Source organism: Pseudonocardia yunnanensis, from assembly GCF_039534065.1.
Taxonomy (GTDB): domain Bacteria; phylum Actinomycetota; class Actinomycetes; order Mycobacteriales; family Pseudonocardiaceae; genus Pseudonocardia; species Pseudonocardia yunnanensis.
In genome coordinates this window covers 6,374-20,975 of record NZ_BAAAUS010000018.1, presented here as the reverse complement: position 1 = coordinate 20,975, position 14,602 = coordinate 6,374, and the positions used below count along the sequence as shown (strand labels likewise).

The window sequence follows — 14,602 nt, the reverse complement described above, 5'->3', positions numbered from 1 at the left end:
TCCTACCAGGCCATGATCGACCTCGCGACCCTCCGGATGTGGCTTTGAGGACAGCTCCTAGGAAGCCGTCGGGTGCGGTTGCGTCACCCGCGGGAGCAACTCCGGCCGGTCGTTGCCGGGCGCGGGCTCGATCTCGCCACCGCGGTACTCCGCGACAGACCGGTGGACGTCCTCGGCGAGGTCCTCGAGCCGCACGACGATGCGCTGCTGCTCAGGGGTGAGGCGATCGAGGTCTAGCTCGCTCACCAGCAGGTTCACCGCGTCGAGAATGCGGCTCAGCTGCAACCCGTAGCTGCCGACGTTGCCGAGCACGTGCTCTTCGAGCTCGGCGTCGTGGGAGTTCAGGTTGATCGTGAAGTTGTCGAACCAGCTGGTCACCGGCCGGTAGTCCCACGTGCGCAGGAAGTTCCCGAACGGGTTCACCAGCCAGCCGACAAGGCTGCGGGATGCGTCGACGGCCATGCGCCCCTCCCAGGTCGCGCGATCCGATCACCGTCGACGCTACCTGCGGGTCGTGCCCCCTCCGGGTTACTGATGGCGAGGGTCACTCCGCGGGCGCGAGACCCACATCGTGAACGTTTCGACCCCCGGCCGCTCGGGTCACTCGCCTCCCGCCGCGACCGGCGCGGTGCCCGCGATCCGGACGTCCGGCCCGGATCCGTCGTCGGCCACCAGGTGGCAGGCCACCTGGCCGATCGGGGTCTGCCGCAGCAGCGGTACCTCGGTGCGGCACCGGTCTTCCGCAACCGGGCATCGGGTGTGGAACCGGCAGCCCGGGGGAGGGGCGGTCGGCGACGGGATGTCGCCGGTGAGCAGCACGCGTCGGCGAGCCCGCTGCTCGCGCGGGTTCGCCAGCGGCGCGGCCGAGAGCAGCGCCTGCGTGTAGGGGTGTGCGGGCGAGCCGAACACCGCGTCCCGCGACCCCTGCTCCACCAGCGTGCCCAGGTACATCACGGCCACCTCGTCGGCCAGGTACTCGACGGCCGAGAGGTCGTGTGTGATGAACAGGCATGCGAAACCGAGGTCACGCTGGAGGTCGGCGAGCAGGTTGAGCACCGAGGCCTGCACCGAGACGTCGAGCGCGCTGGTGGGCTCGTCGGCCACCAGCAGCCGCGGTGAGGAGACCAGCGCCCGGGCGATGCTCACCCGCTGCCGCTGGCCGCCGGACATCTCGTGGGGGTAGCGCTGCGCGACCTGCCGGCGCAGGCCCACCTGCTCCAGCGCATCCCCGACGCGCTGTTCGCGCTCGCGCCGCGACTGCGCCAGGCCGAGCAGGCGCAGCGGTTCACCCACGATCTCGCCGACAGGCAGCCGCGGATCCAGCGAGCTCGCGGGGTCCTGGAAGACGATCGAGACCTCGCGCCGGTGCGGCCGCAGCCGCCGCCTGCTGAGCGTCGTGACGTCGGTGCCGGCGAGGCGCACCGTGCCGGACGTCGGCTGGAGCAGCCGCACCACACACCGCCCGACGGTCGACTTGCCCGATCCGCTCTCGCCCACGAGGGCGAGCACGCGGCCGCGCTCGATCCGCAGGCTCACCCCGTCGACGGCCCGCACCGGGCCGAAATGCATCACGAGGTCGTCCAGTTCCAGAGCCGCCTGCGGGGTCTGAGAAGCGGACTCCTCCATGAGACCAGTGATCGTCCTATCCCTTCACGAGGAGTGCTTCGGCCGGATGCCAGCAGGCGGCCCGGTGCAGGGCCCGTTCGTCGTCGGGGTCGGCCGGGGAGTCGGATTCCTGCAACACCAGCGCCGGCGCCGACGCGCGGCAGTGCTCGTCCGCGGCGGGGCAGCGCTCGGCGAACGTGCAGGCGTCGGGCTGTTCCTGCAGCACCGGCACCAGCCCGGGGATCTCCTGCAGCCGCCCGCCTGCCGCGCGTCTGCCCGCGGTCGGGACCGCGCCGAGCAGGCCCAGCGTGTAGTGGTGGCGGGGAGCGTCGAACAGTTCCTGCGTGGGGGCCGTCTCGACGATCCGGCCCGCGTACATGACGAGCACCCGATCGGCGATGTCGGCGACAACGCCGAGGTCGTGGGTGATGAGCACGATCGCCGTTCCGAGCCGCTTGCCGAGGTCGCGCAGCAGGTCGAGCACGGCGGCCTGCACGGTCACGTCGAGAGCGGTGGTCGGCTCGTCGGCCACCAGCACCGCGGGATCGCAGGCCAGCGCCATCGCGATCATGACCCGCTGCCGCATGCCGCCGGAGAACTGGTGCGGGTAGGCCCCCACGCGCGCGGCGGGCGACGGGATCCCGACCAGCCCGAGCAGCTCGACGGCCCGCGCCAGCGCCTGCTTGCGTGAGAGGCCTTGGTGGATGCGCAGCGTCTCGGCGATCTGGCTGCCCACGGTGAACACGGGGTTCAGCGAGGTCATCGGCTCCTGGAAGATGTAGGCCACCTCCGCACCGCGCACCGTGCGCAGCACGGGCTCGGGGGCCCCGACGAGCTCCCGGCCGCGGAGCTGGACCGAGCCGGTGACGGTCGCCGAGCCGGGCAGCAGCCCGGCGATGCTCATCGCGGTGACGCTCTTCCCGCATCCCGACTCACCGACCACCGCGAGCACCTCGCCCGGGCGGACGTCGAACGACACCCCGTCGACGGCAGAAACCCGCCCGTCGTCGGTTCGGAACGTGACCGTCAGGTCGCGCACGTCGAGCACGGCGTCGCCGGCCTGGGCCGTCACCGGGAGCTCCTCGGGTCCAGGGCGTCGCGCAGCGCGTCGCCGAACAGGTTGAAGGCGAGTGCCACGAGCATGATCGCGAGGCCGGGGATCACCGCCGTCCACGGTGCTTTCGCGGCGTACTGCTGGGCCTCGGAGAGCATCACGCCGAGGCTCGGGGAGGGCGGCTGGATACCGAGCCCGAGGAACGACAGCACCGACTCGCCGATGATCACCTGCGGTATGGCCACCGTGGCCTGCACGATCACCGCGGAGAGCGCGTTGGGGAGCACGTGGCGGCCGAGCACCCACGCGTCGCCCGCTCCGTCCACCAGTGACGCGGAGACGAAGTCGAGGTTCTTGAGCCGGAGCGTCTCCGACCGGACGACGCGGATCATGCCCGGGATCTGGGAGATCCCCAGCGCGAGCGCTGCGTTGCCGAGGCTCGGGCCCCGGACCGCCGCGAGCCCGACGGCCAGCAGCAGGAACGGGAACGCGAGCATCAGGTCGGTGAAGCGGGAGATCACCGCGTCGAGCGCCCGGAAGTAGCCGGACGCGAGCCCGAGCGGCACCCCGACGGCCAGGGTGAGGGCGACGGCGAGCACACCCACCTGCAGTGAGGCCTGCAGCCCGTACAGGATGCGCGACAGGATGTCGCGGCCGAGGTCATCGGTGCCGAGGGCGAACCCCACGGTGCCGGGGATCTGGAACGGGGCGTCGAAGTGCACCTGCGCGGGGGAGTAGGGCGCGAGCACGGGTGCCAGCACCGCGGCCACGACGGCCACGGCCAGTACGACGAACCCCGCGATGCCCAGTGGGCTCCGGCGGAGCCTGCGCAGGGCCGCGCGGCGCCGCGGTGGTTCGACGCCCGGCTCCGGTGCCGGAGGGGTGACGATCTCGGTGGCGGTCATGCCGGCGCTCCTGCCACGCGGATCCGCGGGTCGATCAGCGAGTACGCGAGGTCGACCACGAAGTTGATGACGATGTAGGCCGTGGCCGTCACGAGCACCACGCCTTGCAGCACGGGATAGTCGCGCTGGAACACCGCGTCGATCGTCATCTTCCCGAAGCCGGGCAGGCTGAAGATCCCCTCCGTGACGACGGCACCGGAGATGAGGATGCCCAACTGCAGCCCGACGATGGTGATCACCACGACGAGGCTGTTGCGCAGCGCGTGCCGCCCGATCACCCCGCGCGGCGAGACGCCTTTGGCCCGCGCCGTGCGGATGTAGTCGGCCCCGAGCGAGTCGAGCATCGCCGAGCGGGTCTGACGCATCACGACCGCCGCGATGCCCGTGCCCAGTACGAGCGCGGGCAGCACGAGGTGGTGCAGGTTGTCGATCGGATTCTGCGTGAGCGGTACGAAACCGGAGGCGGGAAAGGCGCCCAGGCCGACCGACAGGTAGAGGATCGCGATCAGCCCGAGCCAGAAGTTCGGCACCGAGAGCCCGAGCAGCGCGAGCCCGTTGGCGAACCACTCCGCGGGACGGCCGCGCCGGACGGCCGCCACCACGCCGGTGGAGACGCCCAGCACGACCGCCACCAGCATCGCGAGCAGCGACAGCTCGATCGTCACGGGCAGCGCGGTGGTGATCATCGTCGAGACGGGGATCCCGGTCCGCGTCGACTCGCCGAGGTCGCCGCGCAGCGCTCCGAGCACGAACTTCCCGTACTGCACGATGATCGAGTCGTCGAGCCCGAGCCGCTCGCGCAGGGCCGCGAGCGACGCCGGGTCGCGTTCTTCCCCGGCGAACGCGAGCGCCGGGTCGCCGGGCAGGGCGCGGACGCCGAGGAACACCACGATCGTGGCGAGCACCAGCGTCAGCGCCGACTGCCACAGCCGGTTCAACAGGTAGGACCGCATGCCTTCGGCGTCCCGTCAGACCCGGGTGCGTCCTGCGAAGGCGACCCGCACGATCCCGTCCGGGAAGACCTGCACGCCCGACACCGAGTCGGCGACGCCGGTGAGGTTGCGCTGGCGGTACAGGTAGACGATCGGGTCGGCATCGTGGATCTTCGTGACGATCTCGCCGTAGAGCCGCACCCGCTCGGCCTGGTCGGTGGCGGTGCGGGCCCGGGTGAGCAGCTCGTCGAGCGCCGGGTCGCTGTAGCCGGCCACGTTCTGGCCGCCACCGGTGCTGAGGTAGTTGGCGATGTTGTTGTCCGGGTCGATCCGGCCCGACCAGCCCAGCTGCAGCATCTCGAAGTCACCGCGGTCCTGCTGGTCGAGCAGGGCCGAGTACTCCACCGGCTGGATCTCCAGATCGAAGCCGCCGGTGGCCACCGTGGCCTGCAGCGCCTGCGCCAGCCTCAGCGAGTCGGGGTTGTTCGACGTGATCATCGAGATCTTGTAGGGGACCGTGACGCCGGCCTCCTCCAGAAGCTTGCGCGCGGCGTCCGGGTCGTGCGGCGTGCAGGCCTGCGCGGCCTCACTGGTGAAGGTGGTGTCCGGGCTGATCGGCGAGCACGCCGACGAGTAGAGACCACCGAACACCGCCTGCACGAGGCCCTGGCGGTCCACCGCGAGCTCGAACGCCCGGCGCACCCGAGGGTCGTTGGCCACCGGCGTGCCCTTGTCCCCGAGCGGGTTGTCGAGCCCGGCCACGTTGCCGATGTTGAAGGTGATGCCCTGGTAGCCCAGGGAGTTCGACTCCAGCACCTGGATGCCCGGCGTGGTGCGCAGGGCGGGGGTGTCCTGTGTGGAGAGTGTGTCGGCCACCTGGGCGTCGCCGGAGCGCAGGTTGGCAGCCCGGATGCTGGCGTCGGTGATGATCCGGTAGGTGATCCGGTCGAGGTGCACCTTGTCCGCGTCGTAGTAGTTCGGGTCGCGCACGACGTCGATCGAGTTCTGTGCCACGCGGTTCTCGAACTTGAACGGTCCGACGCACACCGGCGCCGTCCCGAACTTGTCCCCGAGCTGCTGCAGCGCCGCCGGGCTCATGATCATCCCGGCTCGGTCGGCGAGCACCGAGGTCAGCGGGGCGAACGGGCTCGACAGGTGGACGACGACCGTGCTCGGGTCCGTCGCCTCGACCGAGGTGACCGGCCCGAGCTCGCTCTTGCGCCCGGAGCCCGCCATCGTGAGGTTGCGCTGGAACGTGGTGACCACCGACTGCGCGTCCATCGTGGTGCCGTCGGCGAACTTCACCCCCTGACGCAGCGGGATCGTGACGCTCAAGCCGTCAGCGGAGATCGTGGGGAGCGCGGTGGCCAGCTGCGGCACGATCTGCGTGTGCTCGTCAAGGTCGTAGAGCTTCTCGCACATCGTGTGGAAGACGTAGCGCGAGTAGAGCGAGCGGGACTGCGTGGGGTCGAGCATGTCGGGCTCGGCCGACAGCGCCATCACGAGCGTGCCGCCCTGCTGCACCGCGGCGGGGTCGGCCGGGGTACCGAACGAGTCGGTGGCGGGTGCCGCGGCGGGCCCGCTGCTCTGCTGCACGGGTGCACAGCCGACGGCGACCGCCGCTGCCAGTGCGATCGCGAGCGCTCCCGCGCCGCGCCCCCGGATCCGTCGTGCTACCAGGCTGCGCTTCATCGTCGTGCGTTCTCCCTTGAGCCGTCATTCGGTCGGGTGAACGTAATGTGCTTCTAGAAGCCGCGGCTATGGTGTAAAGGCAGTCTTGATCTAGCTGAAACACGGGGTGCACATCACCGGCCCGGCAACACGGCCCGGCACACTGGGATGCATGACCCGCCGGCTCGGGGCGCCCTGAATGCCCGCGCTCGACGCGGCGCAGCAGCGCGAGCGGTTCGCCGCCGCCCTGGTGGCCCGCCTCGCCACGCTGCGCGCCGATGGCACACCGCGCCTGGTGCCGATCACGTTCGCGCTCGTGGACGGGCTCGTGTGCTCCGCCATCGACGAGGTCAAGCCCAAGCGGAGCACCCGCCTCGCGCGGCTCGACGACGTCCGGCGCGACCCGCGGGTCGGCGTGATCGTCGACCGCTACGAGGACGACTGGTCCGCGCTGTGGTGGGTGCGCGTGGACGGCACCGCGGAGATCCACGAGGCCGGCCCGCTGCGGGAGCGCGCGCTCGCCGACCTGCGGGCGAAGTACCCGCCCTACGCCGCCGAGCCGCCCTCGGGTGCGGTGCTCGTGATCACGCCGACGCGCTGGAGCGGGTGGACGGCGACCTAGCCATCGCTAGTCGGTGAAGTAATGACCTTCTTCGAGGTCTGCGATGAGCGTGGCCCGCGCCGGATGCCAGCCCAGCTGCTTCCGGGTGAGCGTGCTCGAGACCGGGACGTCCATCGACAGGAAGGCTCCGAGCCAGCCGAAATGGGCCTCGGCCTGCTCCCGGGGAATGGCGGTCACCGGCAGCTTCAGGTGCCGGCCGATGACGTCGGCGATGTCACGAACAGGCACGCTCTCCTCGTCGACCCCGTGCAGTCGTGCGCCTGCGGGCGCTTCTTCCAGGGCCAACCGGAACAGGTGCGCGGCGTCGAGCCGGTGGACGGCGGCCCAGCGGTTGGAACCATCGCCCGGGTACGCCGAGACGCCGGTGGTCCGGGCGATGCTGATGAGGCGGGGGACGAACCCGTGATCCCCCTCGCCGTGCACCGACGGTGGGAGCCGCACCACCGAGGCGCGCACGCTGCGCGCCGCCAACGACAGCGCTGCCCGTTCCGCGGGCATCCGGGCCGCGGCGGGCGACCCGGCATCAGGCGCATCGTCTTCGGTCGCGAAGCGGCCAGGCGTGAGACCGGCGGTCCCGGAGGTGATGACGAAGGGGCGGTCGGATCCCGCGAGCGCCTCGCCGAGTGTCTCGACGGCGCGCAGATCCGTACGCACGGCGCCCGCGTAGTCGGAGAAGTCGTGGACGAACGCGGTGTGGATCACGCCGTCCGAGGCGGCCGCCCCGCCGCGGAGGCTGTCGAGGTCGTCGAGGGCGCCGCGGTGCACCTCGGCCCCGGCGGCCGCCAGTGCCGAGGCGGCCTCGTCCGAGCGGGCGAGCCCGACGACCTCATGTCCGGCGCTCTGCAGCTCGCGGACGATGGCGCTACCGATGAATCCGGTCGCGCCGGTGACGAAAACGCGCATGGTGCATTCCTTCGACGAAGCAAACGTGGTCGGGCCGAGCGGCACCGGGACGGTGCCGGGCTCGTGTTTCGACCTTGCAGCCGGGGAGCGCCCGGGGTCCAAGGCCCGTTCCGAACTGCGCAATACGTTTCAGGCATCACCGCAGGTCAGAGGCGCTATGCAGATACGAGGCGACCAACGCGAGAAGCTACGATGCGGAAATGCCAGAATCGGCGCCGGTGGACCTCGATCTGCGGCTGGTGCGGTACTTCACCGTCGTCGCCGACCACCGGCACTTCGGCCGCGCGGCCGCTGCGCTGCGCATCGCCCAGCCATCCCTGAGCCGGCAGATCCGCCGCCTCGAACAGGAACTGGGAGCCCGTCTGCTCGACCGCACCCCACAGGGCAGCCGGCTCACCGAGGCCGGAGAGGTCTTCCTCCCCCGCGCCAAGGCGCTGCTGCGCTCCGCTGCCCAGGCCGCGGCGCGGACCCGCGCCGCCGCCCGGCCCAGCCTCATCACCATCGGCTACACCACGAACCTGATCGTCACCCCGGCAGTGCGCGAGCTTCGCCGCCAACATCCTGAGGCCGACGTGCGCAGCCTGCACCTGCCCTGGAACGAACCGCGCGACGCCCTCCTCGATCACCGCGTGGACGTGGCGGTGACCAGGCTGCCGATCCGTAGCGACCAACTGCGCGTCACGATCCTCTACGACGAGCCCCGGGTTCTGCTCGTACCTCTCGATCACCACCTGGCCGGCACGGAATCCGCCACCCTCGACGACATCGCCGGGGAACCCATACCCCGGGTGTCCGACAACCCGACCTGGAACGCGTACTGGCGCGTCGACCCCCGGCCCGACGGGAGCCGGGCGCCCGACGGTCCCCTCGTGGCGGACGTCGAGGACAAGTTCGAGCTCATCGCCTCAGGGCAGGCCGTAGCCATCGTCCCGGCCGGCAGCAGCACCCGAAGCCACCGCCCCGACCTCACCACGGTCCCCCTGGAGGGCGTCGAGCCGAGCCACGTCGTGCTGGCCACCCGCTCCGGCGACCGCAGCCGTCTCGTGGCGGCCTTCCGCACATGTGCCGAAGCCCTCCTCACCGGTCCGAGGTCACCGATCGCCCACGGCCACTGACTCGGGGGTTCTCACCCGTCCGAGACGGGGGTCATCCGTCGTGGACCGGGGGCGTACCTCCTGGAGCGGCATGGCTGTGGCAAGCGATCCTGAACCGGCTTGGACGAGCACGCGTTTCCTGGCTATCGACAAGCGCGAAGGAGCATTCCGATGTCCGCCGAACTCAGCTGGATCCTCGTCATCGTCTTCATGCTCATCGGGGTCACCGCGATCCTGCGACGGCGACTCTCCGGGGGAACCGTGATGATGACCGCCGCCGTGCTGGTCATGGCCGGCCAACTGCTCGCAATCGCCGGAGTGTGACCATCTTCAGCTGAGCCGTCGGCGCCCGTCCGTCACGTGCTCACCTGCACGACCGCCTCGATCTCCACGGCGATGTCGAACGGCAGCTCAGCCATCCCCACCGCCGACCGGGCACCGCGTCCGGCATCGCCCAGAACCTCGACCATCAGGTCGGAGCAACCGTCGATCACCGCAGGCGTCCGGTTGAACCCGGGTGCGCAGTTGACCATGCCGAAGATCCGCGCGACCCGCCGGACCCGGCCGAGATCACCGATCTCGGCTCGAAGTGCCGCGAGGAGTTGCAGGCCGGTGAGCCGGGCGGCCTCGCGCGCTGCGTCGAGATCCAGGCCACCGTCGCCGACCTTGCCGACGACCATGCTCCCGTCCGGGCGCAGCGGGCCGGCCCCGGAGAGGTACACCAGGTCGCCCACCGTCGCAGCCGGCACATAGTTCCCGGCCGGGGTCATCGGGGTCGGAAGCTCGAGGCCCAGTTCTCGAAGTCGCGCGTCGACATCCACGTCCTGACCGTACGGTGCGGGGCCTGCCGCGGATCTTCCTGTCGGCCGGGCCGCGAGGAAAGAGGATCTCGGGCTGGTCCTTGTGCGGATGCTCGGGCTCAATGTGCACATGAGGTCAAGCGCGCCCGAGCCGACGGCGACGATCGGTGATGTCGCCGTCCGCTTCGGACTGCCGCAGCACGTACTGCGGCACTGGGAGAGCGTCGGGCTCCTCACACCGGTCCGGGACTCCTCCGGGCATCGCCGGTACGGCCCGGCCGAGCTGGCGCGGATCGCGATGATCCTGATGGGCAAGGAGGCCGGGTTCGGGCTCGGCGAGCTGCAGGTGGTGCTCTCCGGGCCCGACCCGATGCGGCACGCCGACCGGCTGCGTCGCCATGTCGCGGTGCTGGACCGGCGGATCGCCGAGGCCACGGCGGCGAAGGAGCTGATCGAGCACGCCCTCGCGTGCCCGTTGCCCTTCGACGAGTGCCCGCACGCCCGTGAGCAGATCGACGCGCGCATTCCGGCCGGGCCCGGCTGACCGCTACACCTGGACCCGCGGGCCGAACACCGTGTCGAGGTGCGCGTCGAGTACGGCAAGGGCGTGTTCCGGGGAGTAGTGACCGCCGACGACGTGAACACCGAGCCCGTCGACGAGTGCGAGTAGGGCCGTCGCGGCGAGGTCCGGATCGCTCGCCCGGCCGGCCGTTCGGATCTGGTCGGCGAAGAACGCCCTGAGGACCACGGTGTTCTCGCGCAGCTCCGCTGCGACGTGTGGCCGGACGGCCGCGTGGGCGAAGAACGCCAGTGCCACCCGGCTCTCCGCGGCGCGCTCCTCGTCGAGCGGGAGCATCTGCACCAGCAGCGCTCGCACGAGCTCCCGAGGGGCCGGAACGCCGTCAGGCGCGGCTGCGGCCAGCCGGGCCTGGACGCTGCGACCCACCATGTCCAGGGCGAAGACCATCATCTCGTCCTTGGTGCGGAAGTAGTGCTGCACCATGCCGGTCGAGACCCCGGCCTCAGCCGCCACGTGCCGCAGACTCACGCCCTCGAGGCCCTGATGGGCCGCCACCCGCATGAGGGCGTCGGCTATCCGGGCGCGCTGCGCCTGGTGATCGACCCGCTTCGGCACCCGCACACTCTTTCACATTGCAGTCGTATTGACTCGGTCGTCGAGCGTCTTTACATTGCAGTCGTAATGCAAAATCGCCCCAGGGAGACCCCGATGCCGACCACCACACGGACACTGCCCTTCGAGCGTCCCGGCGTCCTGGAGCCGCCGCCTGCCTACGCCGAGCTTCGCCGTACCGAGCCCGTCGCCCGCGTGACCACGCCCGACGGCACACAGGCGTGGCTCGTCACCTCCTACGACGCAGTCGCGGCCGTGCTCGCCGAGCCACGGTTCGGCGTGGCGCCGTTGGGTGAAGCAGACCCGGGCAACGACACCCTGTTCCAGGACGGCGACGCCCACGCCCGGCTCCGTCGGCTGGTCTCAGCGGTCTTCACACCGCGGCACGTGGAGTCGATGCGAACCCGCATCGAGGCGCTGGCAGCCGATCACGTCGCCGCGATGGCCGCGGCGGGCCCGCCTGCTGACCTGGTCGACGCCCTCGCGGCCCCGTTGTCGATCACGACGATCAGTGAGCTGCTCGGCATCCCCGCCGAGGAGCGTGCTCACCTGCGCCGCTGGGCCGACACCGCGCTCACGGTGGACATGTCGGTGCCCACCGGAGAGCTCGACGCGGCGGCGATGCAGCAGGCGTGGGAGTCACTGAGCGGGTACGCGGCCGAGCTGGTGGCGACCCGCCGGTCCGACCCCGGTGACGACCTCATGAGCGCACTGATCGGCGTGCACGACGCGCAGGACGGGCGGCTCAGCGGGGACGAGCTCACCGCGATGGTCACGACACTCGTCAGCGCCGGCTACCTGAGTACCTGCAACGTGATGTCCGTGGCGGTGATCCATCTCGTCGGCACCGGCCGGTTGGCGAGCCTCGCCGGCGCCCCCGAGCAGCTGGACGCCACCGTCGAGGAGGTGTTGCGGCACCAGTCCGGTGTCACCGGCGAAGTACTGCCGCGGTGGGCCCACGAGGACGTCGACCTGGGAGAGACACGCATCGCGGCAGGCGAGATGGTGCTCGCCCGGCTCGAGGCCGCCAACCGCGATCCCGACCGGTTCCCGGACCCCGACCGCTTCGTGCCCGAGCGGCCCAACCCGCACCTCGCGTTCGGTCGCGGCCCGCACCACTGTCTCGGCGCGGCCCTGGCCCGCACGGAGATCCGGGCCGCCCTGCACGCACTCGCGGTGCGGCTGCCCGGCCTGCGCCTGCGCGACCGGGTCGAGGACATTCCCTGGATCCACGGGTTCGTCGACTCCGGGCCGGCCGCACTGCACGTCACGTGGTGACGCGGCCGGGAACGTTCGCTACGGGATCCGGTGCAGGAAGTCGGTGACCGCTCGCTGAGTGACGTCCGGTCGTTCCAGATGGGGCGCATGGCCGCAGTCGAGTACCAGCAGCTCGACCGGACCGGTGGCCGTGTCCCGCACCGCCTCGACGTGGGCCACGGTGCCGTACGGGTCGGCCGTGCCCTGGATCGCGAGCACCGGACAGGTGATCGCGGGCAGCTCGGGCCGGATGTCCCACTCGCGGAACGCCTCGTCGAGCCAGACGTCGTTCCAGTTCCAGAACGTCACGTCGGGGTCGCGGTGGTGGCGGGCCATGCGGGTGAGCAGGTCGCCCTCGGTGTAGGCGCGGCGGGCCTGCTCGACCCCGACGAGGCCCACGTCCTCCACGAACGCATGGGGAGCCAACACGACCATGCCGGTGGCGTCGCTCCCGGCCGCGGCCGCGCGCAGTAGCGCGATCGACGCGCCGTCGCTGTGCCCGACCAGCACCGGGCGCTCCACTCGGAGCGCGGAGCACAGCGCCGGGACGACGGTGGCGGCCTCGTCGTGCATGAACCGCGGCGTGCGCTTCTCCTGTGGCAGGTCGGAGTAGCCGTGTCCGAAGCGGGAGTAGGCCAGTGCCCGGCGCCCGGTGGCGGTGGCGATGCGCTGGTGGAAACCGCGCCACAGCCCTACCGACCCGAGGCCTTCGTGGAGGAACAGCAGGGGTGCGAGGTCGCCGCGGGCGGTATCGGCCGGCACGTCGTCGTACTCGATCCGTCCGCCGGGCACCTCGACGCTCGGGAGATCCGGCACCCGCCGACCTTAGTCGAGCAGCGCCGTGAGCTTCCGCGGGGCGATGACCCGATAGGCGTCCAGGACGATCTCGCCGACCTCGTCCCAGTCCACGTCGTCGACGTCGAGGTAGACCCCCAGCCAGCCGCGGCCACCGACATAGGGCGGCCGGAAGAACCGGGTGGGGGCCGTGGTGACGAGTTCCTCCTGCACGCCCGGCGGTGCCGCGCACCAGAACGCGACCCGGTCGTCGTGGTGCCTGTCGGCATACATCACGAACGTCTTGCGGACGAACCATGTCGGCTCGCCGTGGCTGACCTTCTCGGTCACCTCGGGCAGCGCCAGGCACAGGGCCCGCAGGCGGGGGAGCGGATCGGTCACGCTTGGCCCGCGGGCTTGACGACCGGCCGGTAGCTGCCGATCGTCCAGACGTTCCCCTCGGGATCGAGCACCGCGAACTCCCGGGAGCCGTAGGGCTGGTCTCTGAGCTCCACCACGACCTCGGCCCCTGCGGCGACGGCCCGGCCGTGATGCGCGTCCACTGCGTCGGCGCTGTCGGCCACGAGGTAGATCACCGCGCGGCCGGTGTCGAACGCCTCGCTCCGGCCGGTCCTCGTGCCGAGCATGACGACCCCGTCGCCGAAGCTCAGTTCCGCATGCGCGACGGCGCCGTCGTCGGTGTAGACCTGCTGCTCGACGAGGCCGAGAGCGCGTGTCAGGAACGCCATCGCGGCACGCGGGTCGTCGTAACGAAGAGTGGGGTGAACGCTCATGAATCGGACAGTAGGCCCGGTCCGCGGGGCGTGGCTTGAACGAATGGGAACTGTTCGCCCTGTTCGTGGCGGCGTGGGGTGGGGCCGGAGCGGGACCTACGCTAGAGAACCGTGCCGGACGACCTCCTCGCAGAGCTGGTCGAACTGCTCCCCGTCGGCGTCTTCGCTCTCGACGACGACGGCCGCGTGGCGCTCTGGAACCCTGCCGCGGAGCGCCTCACGGGCTGGTCCGCCGGCGAGATGGTGGGACGGTCCGTGATCCCCCACGGCCCTGCCGACCAGCCCTCGATGATGTTCGACGCGTACACCGCCGCCCGAATCGCCGAGGAGATCCGATCCGGTCGCACCGTGAGCGGGATGCTGACGGCCGTGGGTGGAAAGGGCGGGCAGCTCCACTTCCGCGTCGCGCCCGGTCCGGGATCCACCACGCTCGGCGTGCTGCACGACGTCGGCGACAAGGAGATGTCGGACGAGGCGTTCGCGCTGCTCGACGCCCTCTGGGAGACCGCACCCGTCGGTCTCGCCTACTTCGACACCGAGCTGCGGTACCGGCGCCTGAACGGCGTCGTCCTCGAGACCGTCGGCGGCAGTGTCGACGATCGGGTGGGCCGCACGCCGGCGGAGGTGCACGGGCCCGTCGGTGCCACGTTCTCGGAGGGGCTGCGGGCGGTGCTCGCCGACGGGAGGCCGCGCTCCGGCGTCCCGGTGGCCGGCCGGTCGTGGCACGGACGGGGGCCGTTCCAGGAGTGGCAGGTGCATTACTACCCGGTGCGGATAGTGGGCGGAGCGGTCCGCGGGGTCGGAGTCGTGATGGTGGACGTCACCGTGGCCGAACGCACCCGCCGCGCGCTGGACGAGTCGGCTGCGGAGCGCGAGCACGCGCTGAACCGGTACCAGAGCCTCGTGGAGGCCACGAGCGCGGCGGTCTGGATCCGCGAGGCCGACGGCAGCGCCCGGCGCGACGCTCCCGGGCTGCGCTCGATCACAGGCCAGACGGAGCTGGAACACAGAGGGTGGGGGTACCTCGACGCCGTCCACCGCCGGCACCGCCACGAGCTC

General features: G+C 71.3%; 18 protein-coding genes. 6 read left to right on the top strand and 12 right to left on the bottom strand.

The genetic code is table 11. From position 1 onward, the window contains the following. Nucleotides 1–57 precede the first annotated feature (57 nt). The 6 genes from ABD743_RS18075 to ABD743_RS18050 all read right to left on the bottom strand — a co-directional run bounded on the left by ABD743_RS18075 (nucleotide 58) and on the right by ABD743_RS18050 (nucleotide 6,188). Nucleotides 58–462, bottom strand: a complete 405-nt coding sequence (locus ABD743_RS18075) for a hypothetical protein (protein ID WP_344723258.1) — start codon at nucleotides 460–462, stop codon at nucleotides 58–60. A 138-nt stretch (nucleotides 463–600) separates the two neighbouring features. Next, nucleotides 601–1,626, bottom strand: coding sequence for an ABC transporter ATP-binding protein (locus tag ABD743_RS18070; RefSeq protein ID WP_344723257.1), 1,026 nt, complete (start codon nucleotides 1,624–1,626; stop codon nucleotides 601–603). Nucleotides 1,627–1,642: 16 nt separating this feature from the next. Then, nucleotides 1,643–2,677, bottom strand: coding sequence for an ABC transporter ATP-binding protein (locus tag ABD743_RS18065; RefSeq protein WP_344723256.1), 1,035 nt, complete (start codon nucleotides 2,675–2,677; stop codon nucleotides 1,643–1,645). Beyond that, on the bottom strand, nucleotides 2,674–3,564 hold the full coding sequence (locus ABD743_RS18060; protein WP_344723255.1) for an ABC transporter permease: 891 nt from the start codon (nucleotides 3,562–3,564) through the stop codon (nucleotides 2,674–2,676). The genes ABD743_RS18065 and ABD743_RS18060 overlap by 4 nt, the downstream gene beginning before the upstream one ends. Continuing rightward, the gene (locus ABD743_RS18055) at nucleotides 3,561–4,517 is read right to left on the bottom strand and encodes an ABC transporter permease (protein WP_344723254.1); all 957 of its coding nucleotides are present in this window, start codon (nucleotides 4,515–4,517) and stop codon (nucleotides 3,561–3,563) included. The genes ABD743_RS18060 and ABD743_RS18055 overlap by 4 nt, the downstream gene beginning before the upstream one ends. Nucleotides 4,518–4,532: 15 nt before the next feature. After that, nucleotides 4,533–6,188: an ABC transporter substrate-binding protein gene (locus ABD743_RS18050; protein ID WP_344723253.1), complete on the bottom strand. Its 1,656-nt coding sequence runs from the start codon at nucleotides 6,186–6,188 to the stop codon at nucleotides 4,533–4,535. Between the two features lie 178 nt (nucleotides 6,189–6,366). Between ABD743_RS18050 and ABD743_RS18045 the strand changes: the two genes are divergently transcribed. Further along, nucleotides 6,367–6,789 carry a TIGR03668 family PPOX class F420-dependent oxidoreductase gene (locus tag ABD743_RS18045; protein ID WP_344723252.1) on the top strand — a complete coding sequence of 141 codons (423 nt, stop codon included), beginning with the start codon at nucleotides 6,367–6,369 and terminating at the stop codon, nucleotides 6,787–6,789. Nucleotides 6,790–6,795: 6 nt separating this feature from the next. Here ABD743_RS18045 and ABD743_RS18040 read toward each other — a convergent pair whose 3' ends face one another. Continuing rightward, a complete protein-coding gene (locus ABD743_RS18040) occupies nucleotides 6,796–7,692 on the bottom strand; it encodes an SDR family oxidoreductase (RefSeq protein ID WP_344723251.1) in 897 nt (298 codons plus the stop codon). 200 nt (nucleotides 7,693–7,892) lie between these two features. On the opposite strand from ABD743_RS18040, the gene ABD743_RS18035 reads away from it, so the two are divergent. Further along, entirely contained in the window at nucleotides 7,893–8,807 is a 915-nt protein-coding gene (locus ABD743_RS18035; RefSeq protein ID WP_344723250.1) for a LysR family transcriptional regulator, read from the top strand. Nucleotides 8,808–8,957: 150 nt separating this feature from the next. Continuing rightward, entirely contained in the window at nucleotides 8,958–9,110 is a 153-nt protein-coding gene (locus ABD743_RS18030) for a hypothetical protein (protein ID WP_344723249.1), read from the top strand. Between the two features lie 32 nt (nucleotides 9,111–9,142). On the opposite strand, the gene ABD743_RS18025 is transcribed toward ABD743_RS18030, so the two are convergent. Next, nucleotides 9,143–9,607: a RidA family protein gene (locus ABD743_RS18025; RefSeq protein ID WP_344723248.1), complete on the bottom strand. Its 465-nt coding sequence runs from the start codon at nucleotides 9,605–9,607 to the stop codon at nucleotides 9,143–9,145. A gap of 109 nt (nucleotides 9,608–9,716) precedes the next feature. Here ABD743_RS18025 and ABD743_RS18020 point away from each other — a divergent pair, with 109 nt between their 5' ends. Beyond that, the gene (locus ABD743_RS18020) at nucleotides 9,717–10,130 is read left to right on the top strand and encodes a helix-turn-helix domain-containing protein (protein WP_344723247.1); all 414 of its coding nucleotides are present in this window, start codon (nucleotides 9,717–9,719) and stop codon (nucleotides 10,128–10,130) included. A gap of 3 nt (nucleotides 10,131–10,133) precedes the next feature. Here ABD743_RS18020 and ABD743_RS18015 read toward each other — a convergent pair whose 3' ends face one another. Continuing rightward, entirely contained in the window at nucleotides 10,134–10,721 is a 588-nt protein-coding gene (locus ABD743_RS18015) for a TetR/AcrR family transcriptional regulator (protein ID WP_344723246.1), read from the bottom strand. A 93-nt stretch (nucleotides 10,722–10,814) separates the two neighbouring features. On the opposite strand from ABD743_RS18015, the gene ABD743_RS18010 reads away from it, so the two are divergent. After that, nucleotides 10,815–11,996, top strand: a complete 1,182-nt coding sequence (locus ABD743_RS18010; RefSeq protein WP_344723245.1) for a cytochrome P450 — start codon at nucleotides 10,815–10,817, stop codon at nucleotides 11,994–11,996. Between the two features lie 18 nt (nucleotides 11,997–12,014). On the opposite strand, the gene ABD743_RS18005 is transcribed toward ABD743_RS18010, so the two are convergent. Genes ABD743_RS18005 through ABD743_RS17995 form a run of 3 tightly spaced genes read right to left on the bottom strand, consistent with a single transcriptional unit; the run spans nucleotide 12,015 to nucleotide 13,543 of the window. Beyond that, nucleotides 12,015–12,791, bottom strand: a complete 777-nt coding sequence (locus tag ABD743_RS18005; protein ID WP_344723244.1) for an alpha/beta fold hydrolase — start codon at nucleotides 12,789–12,791, stop codon at nucleotides 12,015–12,017. A 9-nt stretch (nucleotides 12,792–12,800) separates the two neighbouring features. Next, the gene (locus tag ABD743_RS18000) at nucleotides 12,801–13,151 is read right to left on the bottom strand and encodes an MmcQ/YjbR family DNA-binding protein (protein ID WP_344723243.1); all 351 of its coding nucleotides are present in this window, start codon (nucleotides 13,149–13,151) and stop codon (nucleotides 12,801–12,803) included. Next, complete coding sequence (locus tag ABD743_RS17995; protein WP_344723242.1) at nucleotides 13,148–13,543, bottom strand: VOC family protein; 396 nt, start codon at nucleotides 13,541–13,543, stop codon at nucleotides 13,148–13,150. The genes ABD743_RS18000 and ABD743_RS17995 overlap by 4 nt, the downstream gene beginning before the upstream one ends. A 111-nt stretch (nucleotides 13,544–13,654) precedes the next feature. Here ABD743_RS17995 and ABD743_RS17990 point away from each other — a divergent pair. Beyond that, nucleotides 13,655–14,602: PAS domain-containing protein (locus ABD743_RS17990; RefSeq protein ID WP_344723241.1), on the top strand; the 948-nt coding region annotated here is incomplete at its 3' end.

Bases quoted from the DNA above. Each gene is read 5' to 3' on its own strand.
- ABD743_RS18075 (WP_344723258.1), bottom strand. From the start codon at position 462: ATGGCCGTCGACGCATCCCGCAGCCTTGTCGGCTGGCTGGTGAACCCG.
- ABD743_RS18070 (WP_344723257.1), bottom strand. From the start codon at position 1,626: ATGGAGGAGTCCGCTTCTCAGACCCCGCAGGCGGCTCTGGAACTGGAC.
- ABD743_RS18060 (WP_344723255.1), bottom strand. From the start codon at position 3,564: ATGACCGCCACCGAGATCGTCACCCCTCCGGCACCGGAGCCGGGCGTC.
- ABD743_RS18055 (WP_344723254.1), bottom strand. From the start codon at position 4,517: ATGCGGTCCTACCTGTTGAACCGGCTGTGGCAGTCGGCGCTGACGCTG.
- ABD743_RS18050 (WP_344723253.1), bottom strand. From the start codon at position 6,188: ATGAAGCGCAGCCTGGTAGCACGACGGATCCGGGGGCGCGGCGCGGGA.
- ABD743_RS18045 (WP_344723252.1), top strand. From the start codon at position 6,367: ATGCCCGCGCTCGACGCGGCGCAGCAGCGCGAGCGGTTCGCCGCCGCC.
- ABD743_RS18040 (WP_344723251.1), bottom strand. From the start codon at position 7,692: ATGCGCGTTTTCGTCACCGGCGCGACCGGATTCATCGGTAGCGCCATC.
- ABD743_RS18035 (WP_344723250.1), top strand. From the start codon at position 7,893: ATGCCAGAATCGGCGCCGGTGGACCTCGATCTGCGGCTGGTGCGGTAC.
- ABD743_RS18030 (WP_344723249.1), top strand. From the start codon at position 8,958: ATGTCCGCCGAACTCAGCTGGATCCTCGTCATCGTCTTCATGCTCATC.
- ABD743_RS18020 (WP_344723247.1), top strand. From the start codon at position 9,717: ATGAGGTCAAGCGCGCCCGAGCCGACGGCGACGATCGGTGATGTCGCC.
- ABD743_RS18010 (WP_344723245.1), top strand. From the start codon at position 10,815: ATGCCGACCACCACACGGACACTGCCCTTCGAGCGTCCCGGCGTCCTG.
- ABD743_RS17995 (WP_344723242.1), bottom strand. From the start codon at position 13,543: ATGAGCGTTCACCCCACTCTTCGTTACGACGACCCGCGTGCCGCGATG.